The sequence below is a fragment of the Paraclostridium sordellii genome, from assembly GCF_000953675.1.
GTDB classification, from domain to species: Bacteria; Bacillota; Clostridia; order Peptostreptococcales; family Peptostreptococcaceae; genus Paraclostridium; species Paraclostridium sordellii.
This window is the reverse complement of the sequence record NZ_LN679998.1, coordinates 80,238-101,889: the sequence shown is the minus strand read 5'-3', so window position 1 is coordinate 101,889 and position 21,652 is coordinate 80,238. Positions and strand designations below refer to the sequence as shown.

Annotated in this window: 20 protein-coding genes, 1 riboswitch and 2 other annotated features (1 of these 23 running past the window's edge); of the genes, 1 reads left to right on the top strand and 19 read right to left on the bottom strand. The window is 29.3% G+C overall.

What is annotated here, in order from left to right:
• The 8 genes from ATCC9714_RS00565 to purR form a co-directional block, all read right to left on the bottom strand.
• Positions 1-1,209, bottom strand: a complete 1,209-nt coding sequence (locus ATCC9714_RS00565) for a type II secretion system F family protein (protein ID WP_057545867.1) — start codon at positions 1,207-1,209, stop codon at positions 1-3.
• 14 nt (positions 1,210-1,223) lie between these two features.
• Positions 1,224-2,894: a GspE/PulE family protein gene (locus ATCC9714_RS00560; protein WP_057545868.1), complete on the bottom strand. Its 1,671-nt coding sequence runs from the start codon at positions 2,892-2,894 to the stop codon at positions 1,224-1,226.
• Between the two features lie 101 nt (positions 2,895-2,995).
• A complete protein-coding gene (locus ATCC9714_RS00555; RefSeq protein WP_054629924.1) occupies positions 2,996-3,487 on the bottom strand; it encodes a type II secretion system protein in 492 nt (163 codons plus the stop codon).
• A 45-nt stretch (positions 3,488-3,532) separates the two neighbouring features.
• Positions 3,533-3,616, bottom strand: a riboswitch (cyclic di-GMP riboswitch).
• Positions 3,617-3,684: 68 nt separating this feature from the next.
• Complete coding sequence (locus ATCC9714_RS17660) at positions 3,685-4,263, bottom strand: type IV pilin protein (RefSeq protein WP_021126857.1); 579 nt, start codon at positions 4,261-4,263, stop codon at positions 3,685-3,687.
• Between the two features lie 105 nt (positions 4,264-4,368).
• The gene (locus ATCC9714_RS00545) at positions 4,369-5,322 is read right to left on the bottom strand and encodes a ribose-phosphate diphosphokinase (protein ID WP_021130305.1); all 954 of its coding nucleotides are present in this window, start codon (positions 5,320-5,322) and stop codon (positions 4,369-4,371) included.
• Positions 5,323-5,420: 98 nt separating this feature from the next.
• Entirely contained in the window at positions 5,421-6,788 is a 1,368-nt protein-coding gene (glmU, locus tag ATCC9714_RS00540) for a bifunctional UDP-N-acetylglucosamine diphosphorylase/glucosamine-1-phosphate N-acetyltransferase GlmU (RefSeq protein ID WP_057545869.1), read from the bottom strand.
• 208 nt (positions 6,789-6,996) lie between these two features.
• Positions 6,997-7,275: a septation regulator SpoVG gene (gene spoVG, locus ATCC9714_RS00535; RefSeq protein WP_021126861.1), complete on the bottom strand. Its 279-nt coding sequence runs from the start codon at positions 7,273-7,275 to the stop codon at positions 6,997-6,999.
• Between the two features lie 169 nt (positions 7,276-7,444).
• Positions 7,445-8,329, bottom strand: a complete 885-nt coding sequence (purR, locus tag ATCC9714_RS00530) for a pur operon repressor (protein ID WP_021130307.1) — start codon at positions 8,327-8,329, stop codon at positions 7,445-7,447.
• 222 nt (positions 8,330-8,551) lie between these two features.
• On the opposite strand from purR, the gene murC reads away from it, so the two are divergent.
• On the top strand, positions 8,552-9,907 hold the full coding sequence (gene murC, locus ATCC9714_RS00525) for a UDP-N-acetylmuramate--L-alanine ligase (RefSeq protein WP_054629922.1): 1,356 nt from the start codon (positions 8,552-8,554) through the stop codon (positions 9,905-9,907).
• Between the two features lie 28 nt (positions 9,908-9,935).
• Here murC and ATCC9714_RS00520 read toward each other — a convergent pair whose 3' ends face one another.
• From ATCC9714_RS00520 to ATCC9714_RS00470, 11 genes are all read right to left on the bottom strand, one after another.
• Positions 9,936-10,730 (bottom strand): hypothetical protein, encoded by a 795-nt coding sequence (locus ATCC9714_RS00520; protein ID WP_054629921.1) that lies wholly within the window; start codon positions 10,728-10,730, stop codon positions 9,936-9,938.
• A 109-nt stretch (positions 10,731-10,839) separates the two neighbouring features.
• Positions 10,840-11,736, bottom strand: coding sequence for a cation diffusion facilitator family transporter (locus tag ATCC9714_RS00515; RefSeq protein WP_054629920.1), 897 nt, complete (start codon positions 11,734-11,736; stop codon positions 10,840-10,842).
• Positions 11,737-11,926: 190 nt separating this feature from the next.
• On the bottom strand, positions 11,927-13,042 hold the full coding sequence (locus tag ATCC9714_RS00510) for a M20/M25/M40 family metallo-hydrolase (RefSeq protein ID WP_057545870.1): 1,116 nt from the start codon (positions 13,040-13,042) through the stop codon (positions 11,927-11,929).
• Positions 13,043-13,142: 100 nt separating this feature from the next.
• A complete protein-coding gene (locus ATCC9714_RS00505; protein ID WP_057545871.1) occupies positions 13,143-14,279 on the bottom strand; it encodes a hypothetical protein in 1,137 nt (378 codons plus the stop codon).
• Positions 14,280-14,348: 69 nt separating this feature from the next.
• Positions 14,349-15,218 (bottom strand): 16S rRNA (adenine(1518)-N(6)/adenine(1519)-N(6))-dimethyltransferase RsmA, encoded by an 870-nt coding sequence (rsmA, locus tag ATCC9714_RS00500; RefSeq protein WP_057545872.1) that lies wholly within the window; start codon positions 15,216-15,218, stop codon positions 14,349-14,351.
• A 29-nt stretch (positions 15,219-15,247) separates the two neighbouring features.
• Positions 15,248-15,778, bottom strand: coding sequence for a ribonuclease M5 (gene rnmV, locus ATCC9714_RS00495; RefSeq protein WP_021130314.1), 531 nt, complete (start codon positions 15,776-15,778; stop codon positions 15,248-15,250).
• A 155-nt stretch (positions 15,779-15,933) separates the two neighbouring features.
• Positions 15,934-16,704 carry a TatD family hydrolase gene (locus ATCC9714_RS00490; RefSeq protein WP_054629915.1) on the bottom strand — a complete coding sequence of 257 codons (771 nt, stop codon included), beginning with the start codon at positions 16,702-16,704 and terminating at the stop codon, positions 15,934-15,936.
• Between the two features lie 12 nt (positions 16,705-16,716).
• Positions 16,717-18,657: a methionine--tRNA ligase gene (gene metG, locus ATCC9714_RS00485; RefSeq protein ID WP_261291324.1), complete on the bottom strand. Its 1,941-nt coding sequence runs from the start codon at positions 18,655-18,657 to the stop codon at positions 16,717-16,719.
• 55 nt (positions 18,658-18,712) lie between these two features.
• Positions 18,713-18,945 (bottom strand) — a binding site (T-box leader).
• A gap of 129 nt (positions 18,946-19,074) precedes the next feature.
• Positions 19,075-19,797 (bottom strand): amino acid ABC transporter ATP-binding protein, encoded by a 723-nt coding sequence (locus ATCC9714_RS00480; protein ID WP_054629913.1) that lies wholly within the window; start codon positions 19,795-19,797, stop codon positions 19,075-19,077.
• An 11-nt stretch (positions 19,798-19,808) separates the two neighbouring features.
• Complete coding sequence (locus tag ATCC9714_RS00475) at positions 19,809-20,531, bottom strand: amino acid ABC transporter permease (RefSeq protein WP_021126882.1); 723 nt, start codon at positions 20,529-20,531, stop codon at positions 19,809-19,811.
• Positions 20,532-20,543: 12 nt separating this feature from the next.
• Positions 20,544-21,356, bottom strand: a complete 813-nt coding sequence (locus tag ATCC9714_RS00470; RefSeq protein ID WP_021130319.1) for a transporter substrate-binding domain-containing protein — start codon at positions 21,354-21,356, stop codon at positions 20,544-20,546.
• A 221-nt stretch (positions 21,357-21,577) separates the two neighbouring features.
• Positions 21,578-21,652 (bottom strand) — a binding site (T-box leader); it runs 135 nt beyond the window's last position.

The following is a 21,652-nucleotide window of genomic DNA, read 5'->3' as shown; positions in this document are numbered from 1 at the left end:
CTATATAGCATCATATATACTTAACATAGGTAAAAATACTGCTATTACTAAAATACCTACCATTATTCCAACTATGATTATCATCAAAGGCTCTATCATAGCAACCATTCTATTTAAGTATATTTCAGCTTCAGATTCATAAAACTCAGCCATTTGTTTGCTTATCTTTTCTAATTCCCCTGTTTGCTCTCCTATTGCTATCATTTGTGTAAGCACCGGATCAAAATATTTTGATTTCTCTAGGTTTTCTGCTAAAGTCTCTCCTCTTACAATACCTTCTTTAGCTTTTTCTATAGACTTTTCTGCAATAGCATTATCCAAACTACTTTTTATATGATCTAAACCTTGAAGAATTGGATACCCACTTGAAACAAATAAATATAGAGCTCTTGAAAATCTCATAGAAACTATACTATTTACGCCTTTACCTAAGAGAGGTACTCTATTTACAATTCTATCTTTGTGAGTTCTACCTATAGGAGTTTTTATATATTTTTTTATCTCATAAACTAAAAACGCACCTAAAATTAATATTAAATACCAATAGCTTTTCATAAAGTTACCTAAGTGCATAATCATTTTTGTCATAAGTGGTAATTTTGCTCCTGTTTCAGTTACAGTTTCCATCATTTGAGGCAATATAAAACTTGTAAAAACAAATAACATTATAAATGACGTAATAGCAACTATAGCTGGGTACATAGAAGCATTTTTAATTTTTTGATTTATCCTATACTCTCTTTCATAAAAAGTAGACATACTATTTAATACTTCTTCTAGTGTACCTGTCTCTTCACCTGTGGCAATCATAGCACCTAACAAATTAGGAAATTTTGATTCTTTAGATAGCATGGTATCTGCTATTGTAGATCCCATTTTTATATCACTTACCATACGATTAATTTCATTAGATACTATCTTATTAGATGCTTTTTTGCCTAATGTTTCAAGTCCTACTATACTATTTATTCCCGAGGAAATTATTATTGCAAACTGCCTACAAAAGTGACTTATCTGATCAGCTCTTAATTTTTTCTTTTTTAATTTAGTATTTTTTAATGGAAAAAATGTTTTCTTTTCTTTTATTTCAATTATTTTTAGCTTTTTCTCTCTAAGTAATTTTTTTGCATCATTATAATCCTTGGCCATAATCCTATCAGTTACTTTTTTCCCATTTAGCATTATCGCTGTGTACTTATATTCATTCATATCCCAACCATCCTTTAATCAGTTATAAATGTTACCCTTAACATTTCTTCTATAGTTGTTTCTCCATCTATAACCTTTATAGTTGCATCTTTTCGCATAGTTTCCATACCAAGTTCTTCTGCTTTTTTTTGTATATCCGCTTCTGTAGCACCTCTATTTATTAAATCTCTAACTGATTTTGTTATCTTAAGTATTTCATATACACCGGTTCTGCCTTTATACCCAGTATAATTGCACTTATCACATCCACTTCCTTTATATAGAATAAGTTCTTTGTCTAGAGGATAGTTAAGTGCCTTCTTTTCTCCCTCTTCTGCTAAATAACTAATTTTACAATTTTCACAAACTTTTCTAACCAGTCTCTGAGATACTACACCTGTAAGTGCTGAAGTTATTAAAAAACTATCAACTTTCATATCCAAAAGTCTTGATATTGCACTTACTGCTGTGTTTGAGTGTAGTGTACTTAAAACTAAATGTCCTGTAAGCGCTGCCCTTATCCCAATTTGTGCTGTATCTAGATCTCTTATTTCTCCTACCATTATAATATCTGGATCTTGACGCAAGAATGCTCTTAAGGCATTTGCAAAATCAAGTCCTGCCTTATAGTTTATTTGTGATTGATTAATCCCATCTAGCTCATATTCAACTGGATCTTCTATAGTTAGTATATTTTTTTCTATACTGTTTAGCTGATTTAACATTGCATAAAGAGTTGTTGTTTTCCCGCTACCTGTCGGACCTACAACTAATATCAATCCATAAGGATTTTCCAACAATTCATCATAAACTTGTATATTTTTTTTATTAAGCCCTAATTTTTCTTTACTAACCATAAATGTAGTTCTATCTAAAACTCTCATAACAACTTTTTCATCTTTGCTTGTGGGCATAGTTGAAACTCTATAGTCAATAGATCTATTATCTACATTTAGAAATATCCTTCCATCCTGTGGGAGCCTTTTTTCTGATATATTAAGTCCTGCCATAATCTTTACACGACTTATTACGGCTTTATATGGTCTTGAATTTATTTTCATATATTCGCTTAAGATACCGTCTATTCTAAACCTTATTCGCATAAAGTCTCCATCTCTTTCAATATGTATATCACTTGCCTTCATTCTAACTGCCGTCTCTAATATATTATGTACCAACCTAACTATTGGAGCTGAATTAATATCATCTTCTAATATACTTTCTTCCTTTAAAACTCCAGAATCAGAATACTCTTTTAATGCTTTATCCAAATCTGCATTTGAGTAAAATATTTCTATAGCTTGATTTACTTGCCCCATTGTAGCTATGTATGGAATTATATCTAACCCAGATATACGTTTTGCATCTTGCATTGCTTGTCTATCTTGAGGATCAGCCATGGCCATTAACAATTTATTTCTTTCTATTTTAAATGGAAAAATTTTATATCTTCTGCATATATTTTCTGGAATCAATTTGATAACATCTGGGTTTATGTTTGATCGAGTTAAAGATATATTCTCTATATCAAGAAGCTCTGTTAATACGCTAGTCAACAATTCAGGTGTTATAATTCCTTGTTCTATAAGTATTTCCCCTATTCTTTTACCTGTACCATTTTGTAGTTTTAATGCTCTTTCTAATTGTTCTCTAGATATATAACCTTTTTCAACTAACTTGTCTCCAATTCTTACTTTTTGCGACATTTTAATTCACCTTTCTTTTAACTCAATTTATTCATGAATATTTACGCTCTAATTGAAATAAACTAAAAGCTACCTCATACTTTGAGATAGCTTTTTTATTTTTACATGTTAGTATTATCTATTAAAACTATGTCAATAGTTCCAGAATCTACTGCTTTTGCATTTGAGTCTGTCATTGCTGTTCCATCAACATAGATTTTATCTTGCCCTATATCTTTAACTAGTTTTTTCATTTGTTCTTGAGTTATTTTAGCCCCAGTTATTGTTAAAACTAATTCATCATTAGTTTTATCTCCATCTACATCCTTAGTATTAGTTAACTCATAAGCTCCTCCAAATGCAGAATCTTGTGGTACAGTATCCATAAACGATTTAAGTTCATCTTTTTTAGCAGGCATTTTGTTGTTATCAGTATAATAAGATAATGCTGCACTTTTAAATGCATTATAATCAGACTCTACATCTGCTACCTTTGCTTTATTTATATTTTTAAATAATGCTGGTACCGCAACAACTGCCAATATTCCTATAATCGCTATTACTACTAATAATTCAATTAGAGTAAACCCTTTTTGATTTCTTTTTTTCTTCATAGCAAAATCCTCCTCTTTCATAATTTTTAAGCTAAAGCTATCTAACTTATGAATAGTCGGTTGCACTACTTGCTCCATATATTCCAAGTACCCATATAAAGAATATACTTCATCGCCCCTATTTTACATTAACAGTCAAATATTAACATATTTTTCTATGCACTTCAATAACTTCAATTTTTATTATAATTTTCTAATTATTTAGTAATATCATTGGGTTTAGGAAGTATATTATCGGCTATTCTTATAAGAATTTCTGATGTTTGATAACTTATACTGTTTGGCCTTGATGATATAAAAATATTTTCATTTCCAAACTTATTAACTAAGCTTTTAAACTCCTCATTATTAATATGGAGTTTATTGTTTTCAAACCCTTGTATAGATAAATATATATCTCCGTATTTATCTATATCTACATAGTTACCCAATTTCCCATCTTTTTGAACATTATATGCTTTTATAGGTCCATATTCTGTGACTATTTTATTTTCGTTATTTTTCATACGTATCTTATAGTCTCCACCTATAGGAGTTTTACTTATATCTAAATGTTCTATGTCTAACTTTTTTAAATCTGATTCAAATGCGTTATTCTCTGCATAATAGTTTAATTCAGCAGTTTTTATAGCATTATAATTTGATTCTACTTTAGCTATTTTAGCTTTATTTATATTTTTAAATAAAGCCGGTAAAGCTACTACTGCTAATATACCTATAATAGCAATTACCACTAATAACTCAATTAAAGTAAATCCACTATCTCCCTTTTTCATATATCCACTTCCTTATTCTAAATTTCGACTTAATTTTACCACTTTTATATTGTTAATACAAACAAAAAGAGACCTTTTAAAAGGTCTCTTTTTTACGCACATATATTAATTAAATAATTCACTTACTGATTCATTAGCAAATATTTTCTTTATAGCATCTCCAAATAAAGGAGCAACTGTTTTTATCTTTATTTTGTCTATCTTCTTTTCTTCAGGAAGTTGTATAGTATCAAGTACTATTAACTCGCTTATAGCTGAATTCTCTATTCTCTCTATAGCTGGACCTGATAAAACTCCATGAGTACAACATGCATAAACATCTTTTGCTCCAAATTCTTTAAGGGCATTTGCAGCATTCACTATTGTTCCAGCAGTGTCTATCATGTCATCTAATAATATAACATTTTTACCTTCAACTTCACCTATTATGTTCATAACTTCACATACATTAGCTTTTGGTCTTCTCTTGTCTATTATTGCTATTGGAACATCTCCATTTAAATCATTAGCAAACTTTCTAGATCTTGTAACACTTCCTAAATCTGGTGAAACTACTACTAAATCTTCTATGTTCTTACTATTAAAGTAATCTGCTAATATTGTTCCACCTTGTAAGTGGTCTAATGGTATATCAAAGTATCCTTGTATTTGAGCAGCATGTAAATCCATTGTTAAAACTCTATCTGCCCCAGCAGCAGTTATTAAGTTTGCAACTAATTTAGCTGTGATTGGATCTCTAGCCTTAGCCTTTCTGTCTTGTCTTGCATATCCATAGTAAGGTATAACAGCAGTTACTCTACCTGCAGATGCTCTTCTTAATGCATCTATCATTATTAATAATTCCATTAAGTTATCATTTACTGGGCTATTAGTTGATTGTATTACGAAGACATCGCATCCTCTTACTGTTTCACTTATATTTACAGATATCTCTCCATCACTAAATGTTCCAATTTCACATTTAGCCATTGATACACCTATGTAATCAGCTACTTTTTGAGCTAATTCTTTCGACGCATTTCCTGCAAGTATTTTAATTTCGCTTCCGCTAGTATTCATAATTACCTCCCGAAAAATTTGTTAAAGAAAATATTTATATTTTTAACGTAAATAGATGAAATTTCATCTATTTACGTTATAGTCTATTTAAGTATTGATTATTTTTTAAGATTCTTTTTCTCTACCCAACCTTCTTTTACTACTTGTCTTTCTCTAGCTATTGCTAAAGCCCCAGCTGGTACATCATCAGTTATCGTTGATCCAGTTGCAATGTATCCATTTTCTTCTACAGTAACTGGTGCAACTAAATTTGAGTTTGATCCTATAAATGCTCCATCTTTTACTACTGATTTAAATTTATTTTTTCCATCATAGTTCACAAATACTGTTCCACATCCGATGTTAACATTCTTACCTACATGAGCATCACCTATGTATGCTAAATGAGATGCCTTTGAATTATCTTCTATAGTTGCATTTTTAACTTCTACGAAGTCTCCTACTTTTACATTGTTTCCTATATTACTCTTTGGTCTTAGATATGCATAAGGTCCTACTGTAGTATTATCTCCTACCTTACTATCCATTATAGTTGAACTCTCTACTTTTGTAGCATCACCTATTATTGAATTGGATATGCATGAATTCATTCCTATAATACATTCTTTACCTATAACTGTATTTCCTTGTATCATAGCACCTGGGTAAACTATAGTATCATTACCTATTTTCACATCTGCTTCTATATATGTACTGTTTATATCTATTATAGTAACACCATTTATCATATGCATAGTGTTTATTCTTCTTCTCATTATCTCTTCTGCTTTTGATAGTTCTACTCTTGAGTTTACACCCATAAGTTCTTCTATCGTAGCACCATTAAATGCCCCAACTTTTAATGAATTATTTCTCATTATTTCTATTGTATCTGTTAAATAATATTCTCCTTGAGCATTATTATTATCTATCTTAGAAAGCGCTTCTTTTAAACTCTTCCCATTAAAACAATATATTCCTGAGTTTATTTCATTTACTAATTTTTCTTCTTCATTCGCATCTTTTTGTTCAACTATCTTTAGTAAATCTTGATTATTATCTCTTATTATTCTTCCATATCCTGTTGGATTTTCAACTTTTGTAGTCAAAACTGTAGCATGATACCCATTATCTAAGTGATATTTAAATAAATTTTCTAATGTATCTGAATTTACTAACGGTGTATCCCCACATAATACTACAATAGTGTCATTTTCTGTTATGTATTTATCAGCCATCATAACAGCATGACCTGTCCCTAATTGTTCAGTTTGCATAGCTATTTTAGTTTCTTCTGGTAATACATATTTAACAACTTCACTTCCATGACCTAAAATTGCAACTATTTCACTTACTCCTGAATCTTTAGATACATTTATAACGTGGTTAACCATTTCCTTACCACATACTTTATGCACTACTTTTGGTAAGCTAGATTTCATTCTTGTTCCTTTACCTGCTGCAAGGATTATAGCCTTAAAATTCATAAACCCACTCCATTTCAAGTTTTTTGATTATTAATCAATCTATATATAATATGTATTTGCTTTATTTTGTATACAATTACTTAATTCTAATAACTAATATACCATTTTTGTATAAAAAAGTACATATTATTCAAATAAAAAAGAGCCTAAGATTCGGCTCTTTAAGAAATATACTATAAAATATATTGTATTTTTAACTGTGTTTTTTCTATTCAGCAGCTACTTCTAATTGAGATACTGCCTCGTGGTAAGCTTTTAAAACTTCATCTTCTAACATTTGTCTCATTTCAGCATTTATAGGATGTGCTATATCTCTAAAATTACCTTCTCCTATTTTTCTGCTTGGCATAGCTATGAATAATCCATTATGACCTTCTATAACCTTTATATCATGTACAACAAATAAATTATTGAAAGTTAATGAAACTATACATTTCATTTTCCCCTCATCAGTTAATTTTCTCACCCTAACGTCAGTTATTTTCATTTTCCTAATATCCCCCTTTTAGTTTTGACAAAGTTAATTAAAAAGTTCTTAAATCTTTTATATTATATTAATTCTATCAAGTTCTTAAATTTCCTCTATTATTTTAGAAATTTTTCATTATTTTTTTATATTTTTTTTATTTGATAGAAATTTACCCTCTAAATCTGTCTTATTTTTCTAAATTGTCGATTTCCTTTGTCTCATCTTCGATTAAATCCTTAATATCCGTTGCCCAATATTCCTCTTTAAAAGTTTGAAGGTTCGGTTCTACATTTACAACCTCGTTATTAATTACATCTATTTTTATTAAAGATATGTAGTCCTTAACCATTTTTTCAGTTGGTTTAGCTGTAGATATAAATACTCCCTTACCTATAACTTCAGCACCAAACTCATTCATAAGTTGCATCATTCCTTTTATAGTCCCCCCGCCTCTCATAAAGTCATCAATTAATATAACTTTACTTCCTGGCTTGACCGCTTTTCTAGGTAAACTCATGCTTTCTACTTTTGAATTATTACCACTTACATATGTCATACTAAGTGTCGGTCCTTCAGATACTTTTGTATCTTTTCTTATTATTACTAGAGGTAAATTCATAGCCTTAGCTGTCATAAGTGCCATAGGTATACCTTTAGTTTCCATAGTAACAACATAATCAGCTTCTGAATAATCTATATTTGATGCAAATATTTTACCTATTTTAGATGCAACTCTTGGATCATATATTAAATCTATTAAGTATAAAAATCCTCCTGAAAGAATTCTAGATGGATCCTTGATTTCTTCGCATAAATTTAATAAAAACTCTTCATTTTCTGATTTAGATGTTTTAGGTATATACTTAACTCCACCTGCAGCTCCCGATATGGTTATTACTTGACCTAATTCTAGCTTTTCAAATACATTTTTTACAACTATTAAATCTTCACTTATTGTAGATTTAGCTGAGTTGAACTTAGATGTGAAATAGCTTAATGTAAATATTTTATTAGGATTATCTGATAGTATTTTAACTATCGCACCTATACGCTCCGTTCTTTTAAACTTCATAAAATACCTCCTAACCTTGAACCCTATGTATTTAAACTTATTAATGCATATTTTTTTTCGTTATGATATAATATTTGTTATGTTTTATTTGAAATTTAATATATTAATGTATACGAATATTTTTTAATTTTAGTTTGCTTAAAATATTAAACATTATACTATTATAGCATAAATATAGTTCTTATTGTAGAACTTTTAAATTAGCAGAAAGGTGGTTTCACTATGAACATATTCTTTATAGGTGTTGGCGGTATAAGCATGAGTGCATTAGCCAAAATATGTTTAAATAAAGGTTATAACGTTTTTGGTTCAGATTCTTCTGATTCTCATTTATTAGATGGACTTCGTAATCAAGGCGCAACTATATATATCGGTCATAAAAAAGAACATATAACTGATGATATAGATATGGTAGTTTATACTGCTGCAGTTAAATCAGATAACGAAGAATTAGTTGCCGCTAGAGAAAAAAATAAATTAACTATGAATAGAGCTGCATTTTTAGGTCAGATAATGAGAGAATATCAAAATTCTGTAGCAGTTTCAGGTACTCATGGAAAAACATCTACAACATCAATGTTATCAGCTATCTTTGAATATGCAGACCTTGATCCAACAATATTAGTTGGTGGTAATTTAAGTATAATAGGTGGTAACGTTAAAATAGGTAAATCTCAAAACTTCATAACAGAAGCTTGTGAATATGTAGATAGTTTCTTAAACTTTAATCCGAAAATATCAATCGTTTTAAATATAGAAGAAGATCATCTAGACTATTTCTCAGGTATAGACGAAATAAAAGCGTCTTTTAATAAATTCGGAAAATTACTGCCTTATGACGGCTACTTTATAATAAACGGAGACGATGAAAATACTAAAGATATATTACATGAAATAAAGGCCACTGTTATTAAATACGGTCAAAAAGAAGGTAATAACGCTTTAATTAAAGATGTTAAGTTTAACGATGAAGGACACGGTATATTCAGTATAAACTACAATGGAATAGATTTAGGTGAATTTAAACTTGCTGTCCCTGGAATACACAATATTTATAATGCTACAGGAGCAATATTAGCTGCTTTAGTTTCTGGTGTTGAATTAGAAACTATAAGAAAAAATATTTCTTTATATGGTGGAGTAGGTAGAAGATTTGAAATTAAAGGTAAGTATAATAATGCTTTAGTTGTTGATGACTACGCTCACCATCCAACAGAACTAAAAGCAACATTGTCTGCTGCAAAGAAAATAAAGAAAAATAAATTATGGTGTATATTCCAACCTCATACTTATACAAGAACTAAATCATTACTAGATGAATTCTCTGATGCTTTTTATGCAGCTGATAAAGTTATAATAACAGATATCTATGCAGCTCGTGAAAAAGACCCAGGTGACATACATTCGAAAGATTTAGTTGATAAATTATATCAAAATAATGTTGATGTAATTTACTTAAGCGAATTCGAAGATATAGCTAAATACTTAGCTGAAAATATTACTGAAGATGATTTAGTAATAACAGCAGGTGCTGGTACAGTATATAAAATTGGTGAAATGCTTCTAGAAATGAAATAAAAAAACTAGGTTTAAAAACCTAGTTTTTTTATTCTCCATCAAGATCAAATATATCATTTTTTAAATATTCATATAAGCCACCGTGTACTTCATAGTATGCAGTTGCTTTATCTGAAGTTATTTTTACATAATCTTTTCCCATAGTTTCAAGTACTATAGAATATCCATCTCCATGAATTTTAACAGTAAAATTATATTTACTTCTCTCTTTACTCTTTTCTGGTTGAATTCTTCCTACTAATCTTTTAACTGAGATTTTATATGCTAAATCATCATAATGCCATCTCCAAGGCTTTTTCACTTTATCTCCACATATTAGCTCCACACTATCCCATGTCTTATATTTTTTAACAGAGTCTATAGATGTATATATACTTTCTTGCAATAATTTATCAAATGCCTTTTTCTCTGATACAGGTATTTTATAAAATTCTTCTTTACTTACTGTATATATTCTAAAATAATCCAAATCTGTAGAAAATCTTATTCCATTATCTAAATATCCTTCATATTTACTTTCATAACTACTAGGTTTTCTAACCTCTTTAAATTTTGTCGAGAAAAATCTTATTTGCTCCCAGTATTCTTGATCTATTCTTACATCCTGCAAGTTTTTATCTGATATATATACTGTATCATTAGATTTTAGTTGATTTAATAGTGGTTTAGTATCATCTTTTGAGTTTTGATTTTCTACCTTAACAGGTTGTTCACTCTGTTGCTTCTTAGCGAAGTGTATGTAAGTACCTACATATACTATGAAAAACGCTAAAATTCCTAAAAGAATTAACATACTTTTTTTAACTTTTCTTTTTTTTGCCATAAAAGTCCCCCCGTATATAATTAACGATTTAATTATACTATAAATTCTATAAACTAAAAAGCACTACGATTGAATCATAGTGCTGTTTTAACAAATTATGATTAATTTGTTATTTTTTACAAGAATTATATGGGCAATTTACACAAGGTTCAACATGGACTGTTATTCCTTTTACAAATTGCATATCTTTTATTATATGTTTTTCAAGTTTTGTAGCTATTTCATGACCCTCATACACACTTAAATCTTTATTCACACATATTGTTAAGTCAACATATGCTGTTGCTCCATGTTTTCTAGTTCTAATTTCTCCTAAATTGATTACTCCTGGTGTATTTTGTGCTATTCTTATTATTTGTTTTTCTTGGTCTTCATCTATAGAATAATCCATTAACTCATTTGCTGAATCTTTTAATATGTCTAATCCTACTTTTGCTACAAATAACGCAACAACTATAGAAGCTATTGGATCTAAAGCTTTAAAACCTAATATTGCTCCACCTATACCTATGAAAGCTGCAATTGATGATAATGCATCTGATCTATGATGCCATGCATCAGCTTTTAATGATGGTGAATTTATTTTGTTTGCTACTTTTATAGTTATTCTATATTGATATTCCTTTATTGCTATAGATATTATAGATACTACTAAAGGTAGTATTGTAGGAACTTGGACTCTATCCAAATTGAAAAGTGATTTTAAAGCATCAAATCCAATTTTTAAAGAAACTACTATTAATAAAATTGATAGTAAAAATGATACCAAAGTTTCAGCCTTTTCATGGCCATAGTTATGTTCTTTATCATTCGGAGCATTTGCTATTTTATTTCCGATTAAAACACCTATTGAACTTATTATATCTGATGCAGAATGTAGACCATCTGCTACCATTGCATTTGATCTTCCTATAACTCCTGCAAATATTTTTATAAATGTTAGTACTACATTCCATATTATAGATCTTATGGTTACCTTATTTGCTTCATCATACCTTGTTTCCACTGATCTTACCTCCTTATTATTTATATCATTTATTTAAGTATCCATTTTTATTCACCTTTAAACTTATAGTAAGTATTAAGTGCAATAAATTATAATTTTAATTCAATACTAATTATCATTTATTGTAAAAATGAAAAATCACCCAACATTTGTTGGGCGATTTATTTCATTATATCATATATTCATTTGATTATGCTTCTTTAATTATTTCTAAAACAGCTCTTGAAGAATTTACTATATCTTCTATTGCTATATATTCTTCTAATGTATGAGCATTTTTCATTCCTATACCTAAGTTAACAGCTTTTAATCCGTTTCCGTTTAATACGTTAGTATCACTTCCTCCACCTGTAGAAGCAGTATATCCGTTTATTCCTAAGTTAGAGAATGCTTTTTTTGCAAGTTCAACTATATCAGCATCATCAGCTATTTTAAATGGTGCATAAGCTCTAGTTACTTTAGTTATAACTTCTGCTCCCATAGCTTCTCCAGCTTTTTTGAACTCTTCAACCATGTGATTAGTTTGAGCGTCTAATTTAGACTCCTCTAAACTTCTAGCTTCTGCAACTATTTCAAGTTCAGGCATAACTATATTTGTAGCTATTCCTCCTTTAACTATACCTATATTTGCAGTAGTTTCTTCATCTATTCTAAGTAATTTCATGTTTTCTATTGCTTTAGATGCTACCATTATAGCACTTATACCATTTTCTGGTTGTAATCCTGCATGTGCTGGTTTACCTTTTATAGTTACTTCTATTTTATCTTGTGCTGGAGCTTTTGTTATTATTTCTCCTGGAGATCCACCACTATCTAAAACGAAAGCATAATCTGCATTTATTTTAGAATAGTCTAAATATTGAGCTCCAAATAATCCGCCTTCTTCCCATATAGAAAATACTACTTCTATATCGGCATGGTCTATGTTATTTTCTTTTATAATTCTTAAAGCTTCTAATATAGCTGCTATTCCCGCTTTATCATCAGAACCTAAAACTGTAGTTCCATCACTTTTTATTATTCCTGTTGCTTCATCTATTATAGGTTTTATTCCTTCTCCTGGGCTAACTGTATCCATGTGAGAACTGAATAAAACTGTTTTACCTTCTCTATTTCCTTTTAACTTAGCTATTACATTTCCTGTTTCTCCACCAGCTCTAACACCAGCTTCATCTATACAAACTTCACACCCTATAGCTTCTAACTTTTTAACTAATGTTTTAGCTACATTTCCTTCTTTAGATGAAGGACTATCTATTTTTACTAATTCTATGAATTCATCAATTAATCTTTGCTTATTTATCATATTCAATTCTCCTCCTTAGTTTGTATCACATAAGTATATTGTAGTTTATATTGTAAATTTTTTCAAGAGAAAACGCTATTATCAGACTACTCACACAATTTTACTTTAATATTTTTCTAGTTCTAGAATCTACAAAGCATATCCAATATCCCAACTTATCATTTCTGTCGTCACAAGGTTTATACATATTAAATCCTGTATGGCCTTGATCTGGTTGCTCATTTTTATTACCAGGTATAGCATACATATAGTTTTTACGCTTATTATATTCATCATATTGAACACCAAATAAATAATGTCTATATCTATAAGATTGAAGAACTATATCACTGTACATAGTATAATTCAATGTATTTATATATCCTAAATAAGGCATTGTATATCCACACATTGTCATAGGTGTTATTTCTATTTTCCACCATCTAGTATTGTCTATACTATCTCTTACGAAAGGTTTAACTTCTTTAAACATCTTTAATCCTTTTTTTATTTGTCTAGGCATTAATAAATTTCTGCAAGTACTTTGTTCTACTTCTTTATGATTTATATCTTCTTCAATCTGCTCAATCTCTTCATTTAGTTTAATATTATTTCTAAATGTCTCTTCATTTAATTGCTTTGATTTATTTATTTTACTTTTCTGGCTACTTTGATTATTTGTAGGCTCATATGATTCATATTCATACTCGTACTCATCTTCTTTATTCTCATTCTCACTAACATCTTCATCCATATCTACATATTCCAAGTATTCATATTCATACTCATATTCATCAGAGTCTTCCCCTTCTATATAATCAACTTCTTCATATACATATTCATCATCTTCGATATCTTCGTACTCTGCATAATCATCAGATGTAAATATTATTTCTTCATAGTTATCTATCTTGCTTCCCTTAAATCCAATTAAAGGTATACTTCTTTCTGAAACTAAAGCGATAGCTTTTATATTTATACTATTCTCATCTAAATTTAATGTAAATTCCCCTTTACCTTGTTCACTCAAAACAATATTTCCTAAATCAGAAATATTATAATCTTCTAATATAGCTATTACCTTATACCCTTCCCTTATATACTTAAGGTTTTCTACATAAAGAGCCACCAAAGATTTATCGTCTGTCACTTCAACCTTTGCAAATGCTTTTGGCAATACTCTATCTTTATATCTGAAGTTCATATCTTTAGCTTCTAAAATTATATAGTCCCTTTTATATTTTTTTTTCGTACTCAAAGTTATCCCCCCTATAAAAATATAAGTTCCTCTAAACATTATATGTTTGGACATGCAAAAAAGTACCTTCTATTTAGAAGGTACTCTTTTATTTACACAATTTGAAAGATTTGCAAACTCTTCTATTGAAAGAGTCTCTCCTCTTCTTTTTTCATCTATATTAGCTTCATTTAAAACTTCTCTTATTTCATCTTTATTTAAAAACCCTAATGTTCCTAAAGCATTTAATAAAGTTTTTCTTCTTTGCCCAAATGCTGCTTTAACAGTTTTGAAGAATATATCTTCACTATCTACATTATATTTTCTTTCCTCTCTAACATGAAGTCCTATCACTGTAGAATCAACATTCGGTTGTGGAATAAACATATGTCTTGGAGCCTTAGCTACTATTTCTGTATCACAGTAATATTGTACTGCAACAGATAAAGCTCCATAATCTTTAGTTCCAGGATTTGCATTCATTCTATCTGCAACTTCCTTTTGAACCATAACAACTATATCTGTTACTGGTATGTCTTCTTCTAAGAATTTCATAACTATTGGAGTAGTTATATAATAAGGAAGATTTGCAACTAATTTTACTGGTCCTCCATTTAATTTTTCTGTTACTAAGTCCTCTACATTAACTTTTAATATATCTTGATTTATAACTTCTATATTCTCGAATTCATCTAGAGTGTCTTTAAGTATTGGTATTAATGTTTTATCAATTTCTATAGCTACAACTTTATCGGCTACCCTTCCCATCTCGCGAGTAAGGGTACCTATTCCTGGTCCAACTTCTATTATTTTGTCTCCTTTAGAAAGTCTCGCTCCATCTAGTATTCTATCTATTACATTATCATCTATTAAAAAGTTTTGTCCTAATGATTTTGAAAACTTAAATCCATGTTTATCAACTACTTCTTTAGTTTTTCTATGTGACGAAAGTCTATCCATATTTTATCTCCTTTTTTACTATCTATTTATTATAAAGTTTCTAAAGATTTCTCAAACTCTTCTCTACTTACTCCATAATTATTTAATCTATTTAAAAATTGTTTTGCATTTCCGTAGCCTATACCTAAAATCATACCTAATTTATCTCTTCTATTAGATGCATCTTCATTTCCTATAAGCCCATTTCTTATTAAATCTACTTGTCCGAACTCATTTCTCTTATCAGTACTTTCTGTTCTAACTTTTTCAAGGGCTCTTCTTATACTTTCTGGAGTAGCATTTTCTATACCTATATCTCCATTTTTCTTAGCTTCTTCTCTTGGTAAAAAAGCATGTTTACATCCAGGAACTTCTGCTGCTATCTTCTTTCTTATTTTTTCACCTGCAAAGTCTGGATCTGTAAAAATTATAACTCCTCTTCTCTCTTGTGCTGATTTAATTCTTTCCATAACTCCCTTTGGAAATCCAAAACCACCTGTAGTTATAAGTTCAGCATCTAGTGCTCTTTTTACAGCCGTTACATCATCTCTTCCTTCTACTACTATTATTTCCTTTATCATATAATCACCTTTTCGCTCATTTTACTTAATATCTTTATATTTTAAGCTTTATAATAAATTTTATCAAGGCTTCAACCTTTCTTATTATATAAAATTTATTATAAAGCTTAAAATGGAGGCTAATCTAAATTTATAGTTAGCCCCCATAATATTAACTATTTAATACTAAAAAATCTTTTTGCATTTTCTTTTGTAGCTTCACATACTTGCTCATATGATATTCCTTTTTCTTGAGCTATTTTATCTGCTACAAATTGTACTAAAGAAGGATCATTTCTTTTTCCTCTATGTGGCTCAGGTGCCATATATGGTGAGTCAGTTTCTATAAGTAAATACTCAAGTGGTATTTCCTTAGCTACTTCTCTAGTTTTTTTATTATTTTTAAATGTAACTGTTCCTGGTATTGATATATAACATCCCATTTTTACATACTCTTTAGCTAATTCTACATTTCCACTATAACAATGAAGAACACATCCTATTTCAGGACTTTTAGTATTCTTTATTATTTCAAATGTATCGCCATGAGCATCTCTGTCATGAATTATTATAGGTAACTTAAGTTCATTAGCTAATTCTATTTGTCTTTTAAACCATTTTTTTTGAATTTCTCTAGGAGAGTTGTCATAGTAGTAGTCTAATCCTATTTCTCCTATAGCTTTTACTTTTTCATTTTCTAGTGCAAGTTTTCTTAATGTTTCGATATCATCTTCAGTCATTTCTCCTACATCGTGAGGATGAACTCCAACTGCTGCATATATAAAATCATATTTATTAGCTAATTCTACACTGCTTTTAGATGTTTCTATACAAGCTCCAGGATTTAGTACTAAATCTACTCCTTTAGCTTTTAGTGAATTTATTAATTCTTCTCTATCTTCATCAAATTTTTCATCATTTAAATGTGCATGTGAGTCAAATAACATTTCGTCATCTCCTTATCTAACTTCAGAGCCGTCTTTAGCCCCTTCTGTTAATGGTAATACTAAATCATCACCATTATCTCCTGCAGCTAATATCATACCTTGAGATTCAACCCCTCTTAATTTGACAGGCTTTAAGTTACATACTACTGTAACTTCTTTTCCTATTAAATCTTCTGGCTTATACCACTTAGCTATTCCAGATACTATTTGTCTTGTTTCTGGTCCTATTTTAACTTGTGATACTAATAGTCTATCTGCCTTAGGATGTTTTTCACATTTTATTATTTTTCCTATTCTAAGCTCGATTTTATCTAAATCATCTATAGAAATTTCAGGTTTATGCTCTAATGGAGCTTCTTGTTCTTCTTTCTTTTCAGCAAATAATTCTTGTAACTCTTCTACTTCTTTTTCTATATCTAATCTTGGGAATAATGCATTTCCTTTTTCAACTTTTGTATTTTCTTTTATTAATCCAAAAATCTTAGTACTTTCCCAAGTCATTAAGTTTTCATCTGTTATACCTAATTGAGTATATATTTTCTTAGCAGTATCGTTCATCATTGGATTTATAAGAGTTGCTACTATTCTTATAGATTCACATAAGTTGTATAAAACTACATCTAACTCATCTTTCTTAGCTTCATCTTTAGCTAAAGCCCAAGGCATAGTTTCATCTATATATTTATTAGTTCTTCTTATTAATTTCCAAGCTGATTCTAATGCTTCATTAAATTGTAACTTATTCATTTCTAATTCAAAGTTCTCTACTGAAGTTTTAGCAGTTTCTTTTAAACTTTCATCAAATTCAGTGCTTACTTTTGGCATTGGTATTATTCCATCATTGTATTTTTCAACCATAGAAACAGTTCTACTTACTAAGTTCCCTAAGTCATTTGCTAAGTCTGAGTTAAGTCTTGTTACAAAGTTTCTATGCGTATAGTTACCATCTTGACCAAATGCAAATTCTCTTAATAAGAAGTATTTTAGAGCATCTACTCCATATCTTTCTATCATTTGCTCTGGATAAACTATATTTCCTTTTGATTTACTCATTTTATCATTATCAAATAATATCCATCCATGTCCATATACTTGTGTAGGCATTTCTTCACCTAAAGCCATAAGTATAGCTGGCCATATTATAGTATGGAATCTCATTATTTCTTTTCCTACTATATGGACATTAGCTGGCCAATATTTTTTAAATTCTGAATCATCTTCGCTCATGTATCCTAATGCTGTTATATAGTTACATAAAGCATCTACCCAAACGTATATAACGTGTTTCTCATCAAAAGGTACTTTTATACCCCAGTCAAATGTAGTTCTAGTTACACATAAATCTTCTAATCCTTTATCTAAAAAGTTTGCAACCATTTCATTCTTTCTAGATACTGGGAAACAGAAGTTTGGATCAGCAAATAATTCTCTTAATTTATCTTCATACTTAGATAATTTGAAGAAATACGCTTCCTCTTTAGCTATATAAGTATCTCTTCCACAGTCAGGACACTTATTCCCTTCTAATAATTGAGATTCTGTCCAGAAACTCTCACATGGAGTACAATATCTTCCTTCATAAGAACCTTTATATATATCACCTTGTTTATATAACTTAGTAAATATTTTTTGTATTATAACTTCGTGTCTTTCTTGAGTTGTTCTTATAAAATCATCATAAGATATGTCCATAGTCTTCCATAACTTTTGTATATCAGCTATCATTCCATCAAGATACTCTATTTCTGTCATTCCTTTTTCTTTTGCAGTTTTTTGTATCTTTTCTCCATGCTCATCAGTTCCTGTTAAGAACTTTACATCATATCCACAGAAACGCTTAAATCTTGCTATAGCATCTGCTGCAACTGTTGTATAAGTATGTCCTATATGTAAGTTCCCACTTGGGTAATATATAGGAGTTGTAACGTAAAACGTAGGTTTTGTCATATATATTTCCTCCTTAGATTTATGTTTCTCTATAAACAAAAAACTCGCCACCTATGTAAATCATAGGGGCGAGGTTATATTCGCGGTACCACCCTAATTATCTATAAGCCTAGTATAGATATCTTAGTAGACGTTAACGAGTCTAACCGTTTTATCTTAAAAATAAATTATAATTTATTACTCGGATAAAATTGCTCCAAGACCATATTCAGTAATTCTTTTAACACTAGCTTTCACCTAATCTAGCTCTCTGTAGAAAAAATTATTACTTACTCATCTCTTCATAGCTTAATTGTTTATATAATTTACATAAATAATATGTTTTATTCAATATTTTTGTGAATTATTTTTATTAACTTATTAAGCTTAATTTTATTAAATTTACTACATTATGTCAATCTTATTTTAGTTTATTACTCGCCTTTATATGACTTTATCAAAAAATTGCTTAGTTCTTATTTGCTTTGTATTTTCAAAAACTTCTTTAGGAGATCCCTCTTCTATAATAAATCCATTATCCATAAATACAACTTTATCTGCAACTTCTTTTGCAAATCCTATCTCATGAGTTACAACAGCCATAGTCATCCCTTCTTTTGCAAGTTCTTTCATTACATCTAATACTTCCTTTACCATCTCTGGGTCAAGTGCAGATGTAGGTTCATCAAATAACATAATATCTGGTTTCATAGCCAACGCTCTCGCTATTGCAATTCTTTGCTTTTGACCTCCTGAAAGTTGTGATGGATAATCATCCTTTTTATCTAGAAGTCCAACTCTTTCTAGTAGTACCAATGCATCTTTCATTGCTTCTTCTTTTTTTATTTTCTTTACTTTAGTAGGTGCTACTATTATATTTTGAAGTACTGTCATATTAGAAAATAAATTGAAGTTTTGAAATACCATACCAATGTGTTGTCTAACTTTATTGATATCACATTTTTTATCAAGTATATTTTCGCCCTTGTAAATAATTTCTCCTCCATTTGGACTTTCTAATAAGTTTATACATCTTAGTAAAGTACTTTTTCCTGATCCACTAGGACCTAAAATTGCTACTATTTCACCTTTTTTTATATTTAGATTGATATCTTTTAAAACTTCATTTTTACCGAAATTTTTCTTTATATTTTTTATCTGTATCATTAAAATCACCCCTATGCTACTTTACTGAATCCAAATTTACTTTTAAATGAACTTTGACTTTTAGTAGATGAATCTTGTAATTTATTATCAAATAATCCAACTAATTTTGATAATGTAAATGTAAGTACAAAATATATCATTGCAGCTACTAGTAATGGTTCAAAAGCTAGATATGTATTTCCTTTTACTATATCTGCACTATACATTAAATCTTGTATTCCTATTATTGAAACAATTGATGATTCTTTTACTAAAACTATAAATTCATTAGCAAGAGCTGGAAGTACATTTTTTAATGCCTGAGGTATTATTACTAATTTCATACTTAGCGAATAATCTAGCCCTAATGATCTACTCGCTTCCATTTGACCCTTATCTATTGACTGTATTCCTGATCTTAAAATTTCAGCTATGTATGCACTTGAATTTATAGAAAGTGCAACTATTGCTGATATATACTCAGAAGGTATAGGACCTAAACTAGGCATCTTAATTCCTATAGTTGGTAATCCAAAGTAAATTATATAAATTTGAACTAGTAATGGTGTTCCTCTTAAAAATTCAATGTACGCTCCACCTATAAAGCTTAATATTTTATTTCTAGATATTCTTAACATACATATTGCTGTCCCTATAATAAATCCTAAAATCAAGGTACATATAGATATACCAATAGTTATCTTTGTTCCATCTATAAAAAACTGTGAATAATCACCTAAAAACGAAAAGTTCATTTATTATCCCTCCTAATTTTGTTGTGCTAGTTGTGTTGCCTGTTGAACAAATTCATTTATTTTTCCACTATCTTTTAATTTATTTATAACTTTATTAGTTTCTGTTATTAGAGTTTGATCATTATTTTTATCTACAGCTATAGCTGATCCTTCTCCTTTGTTTTCGCCTAAATTAACATCCGATACTACTATTTTGGGATATTGTTTTAAGTAACCATCTATAGCTTCTTTGCTTACTACAACTGCATCTACATTATTATTTTGAAGAGCTAATATAACATCAGATATTTTTCCTAATGATTTTATATCGCTAGCCTTTATAACATCTTTTGCTATATTTTCTTGTAAGCTAGCTTTTTGAACTGCTATTTTTGCATTTTTTAAATCACCTATAGATTTATATTTATTTTTGTTATTATCTTTAACTAAAATTACATGTTCTCCATTGTAGTAAATATCAGTAAAGTTAACAGCTTTTTTTCTTTCCTCAGTTGGACTCATGCCTGCAACAACCATGTCAACATTTCCAGATTTTAAAGCCCCTAATAATCCATCAAATTTCATGTCCTTTATCTCTAACTTAACTCCTAACTCTTTTGCTATTTCTTCAGCCATCATCATTTCAAAACCTACTATAGTGTCTTTCCCATCTATTTCTTTATGAAACTCGTACGGTGGATAATCTGCACTAGTACCTACTGTTAAAACGCCTTTATCTTTTATGGCTTTTAATTGGCTTTTTTCTTCTTTCGATGAACATCCAGCCACCGACAAACTTAATACACCTATTAAAATTGCATATATATATTTTTTTAATTTTTTCATAATAAACCCTCCTAATTAATAATTATTAGTAATTGAAAATACATTGATAATTCTATTTTACTTTAAACTCCAAAACATGTTTTGTGTAATAAAAAAAGTCTCTTAGCAAAATGCTAAGAGACGAAAATTTTCCGTGGTACCACTCTAATTGATAAGTTACTCAACAAATAATAATGCATAACATAATTCTATATATTAAAAAAGTCTCTTGGTTTAAAAAACCAAGAGACGAATTATATCCGCGTTACCACTCTAATTGATAAGTAAACTTATCCACTTAATCCTTTAAGGCAGGC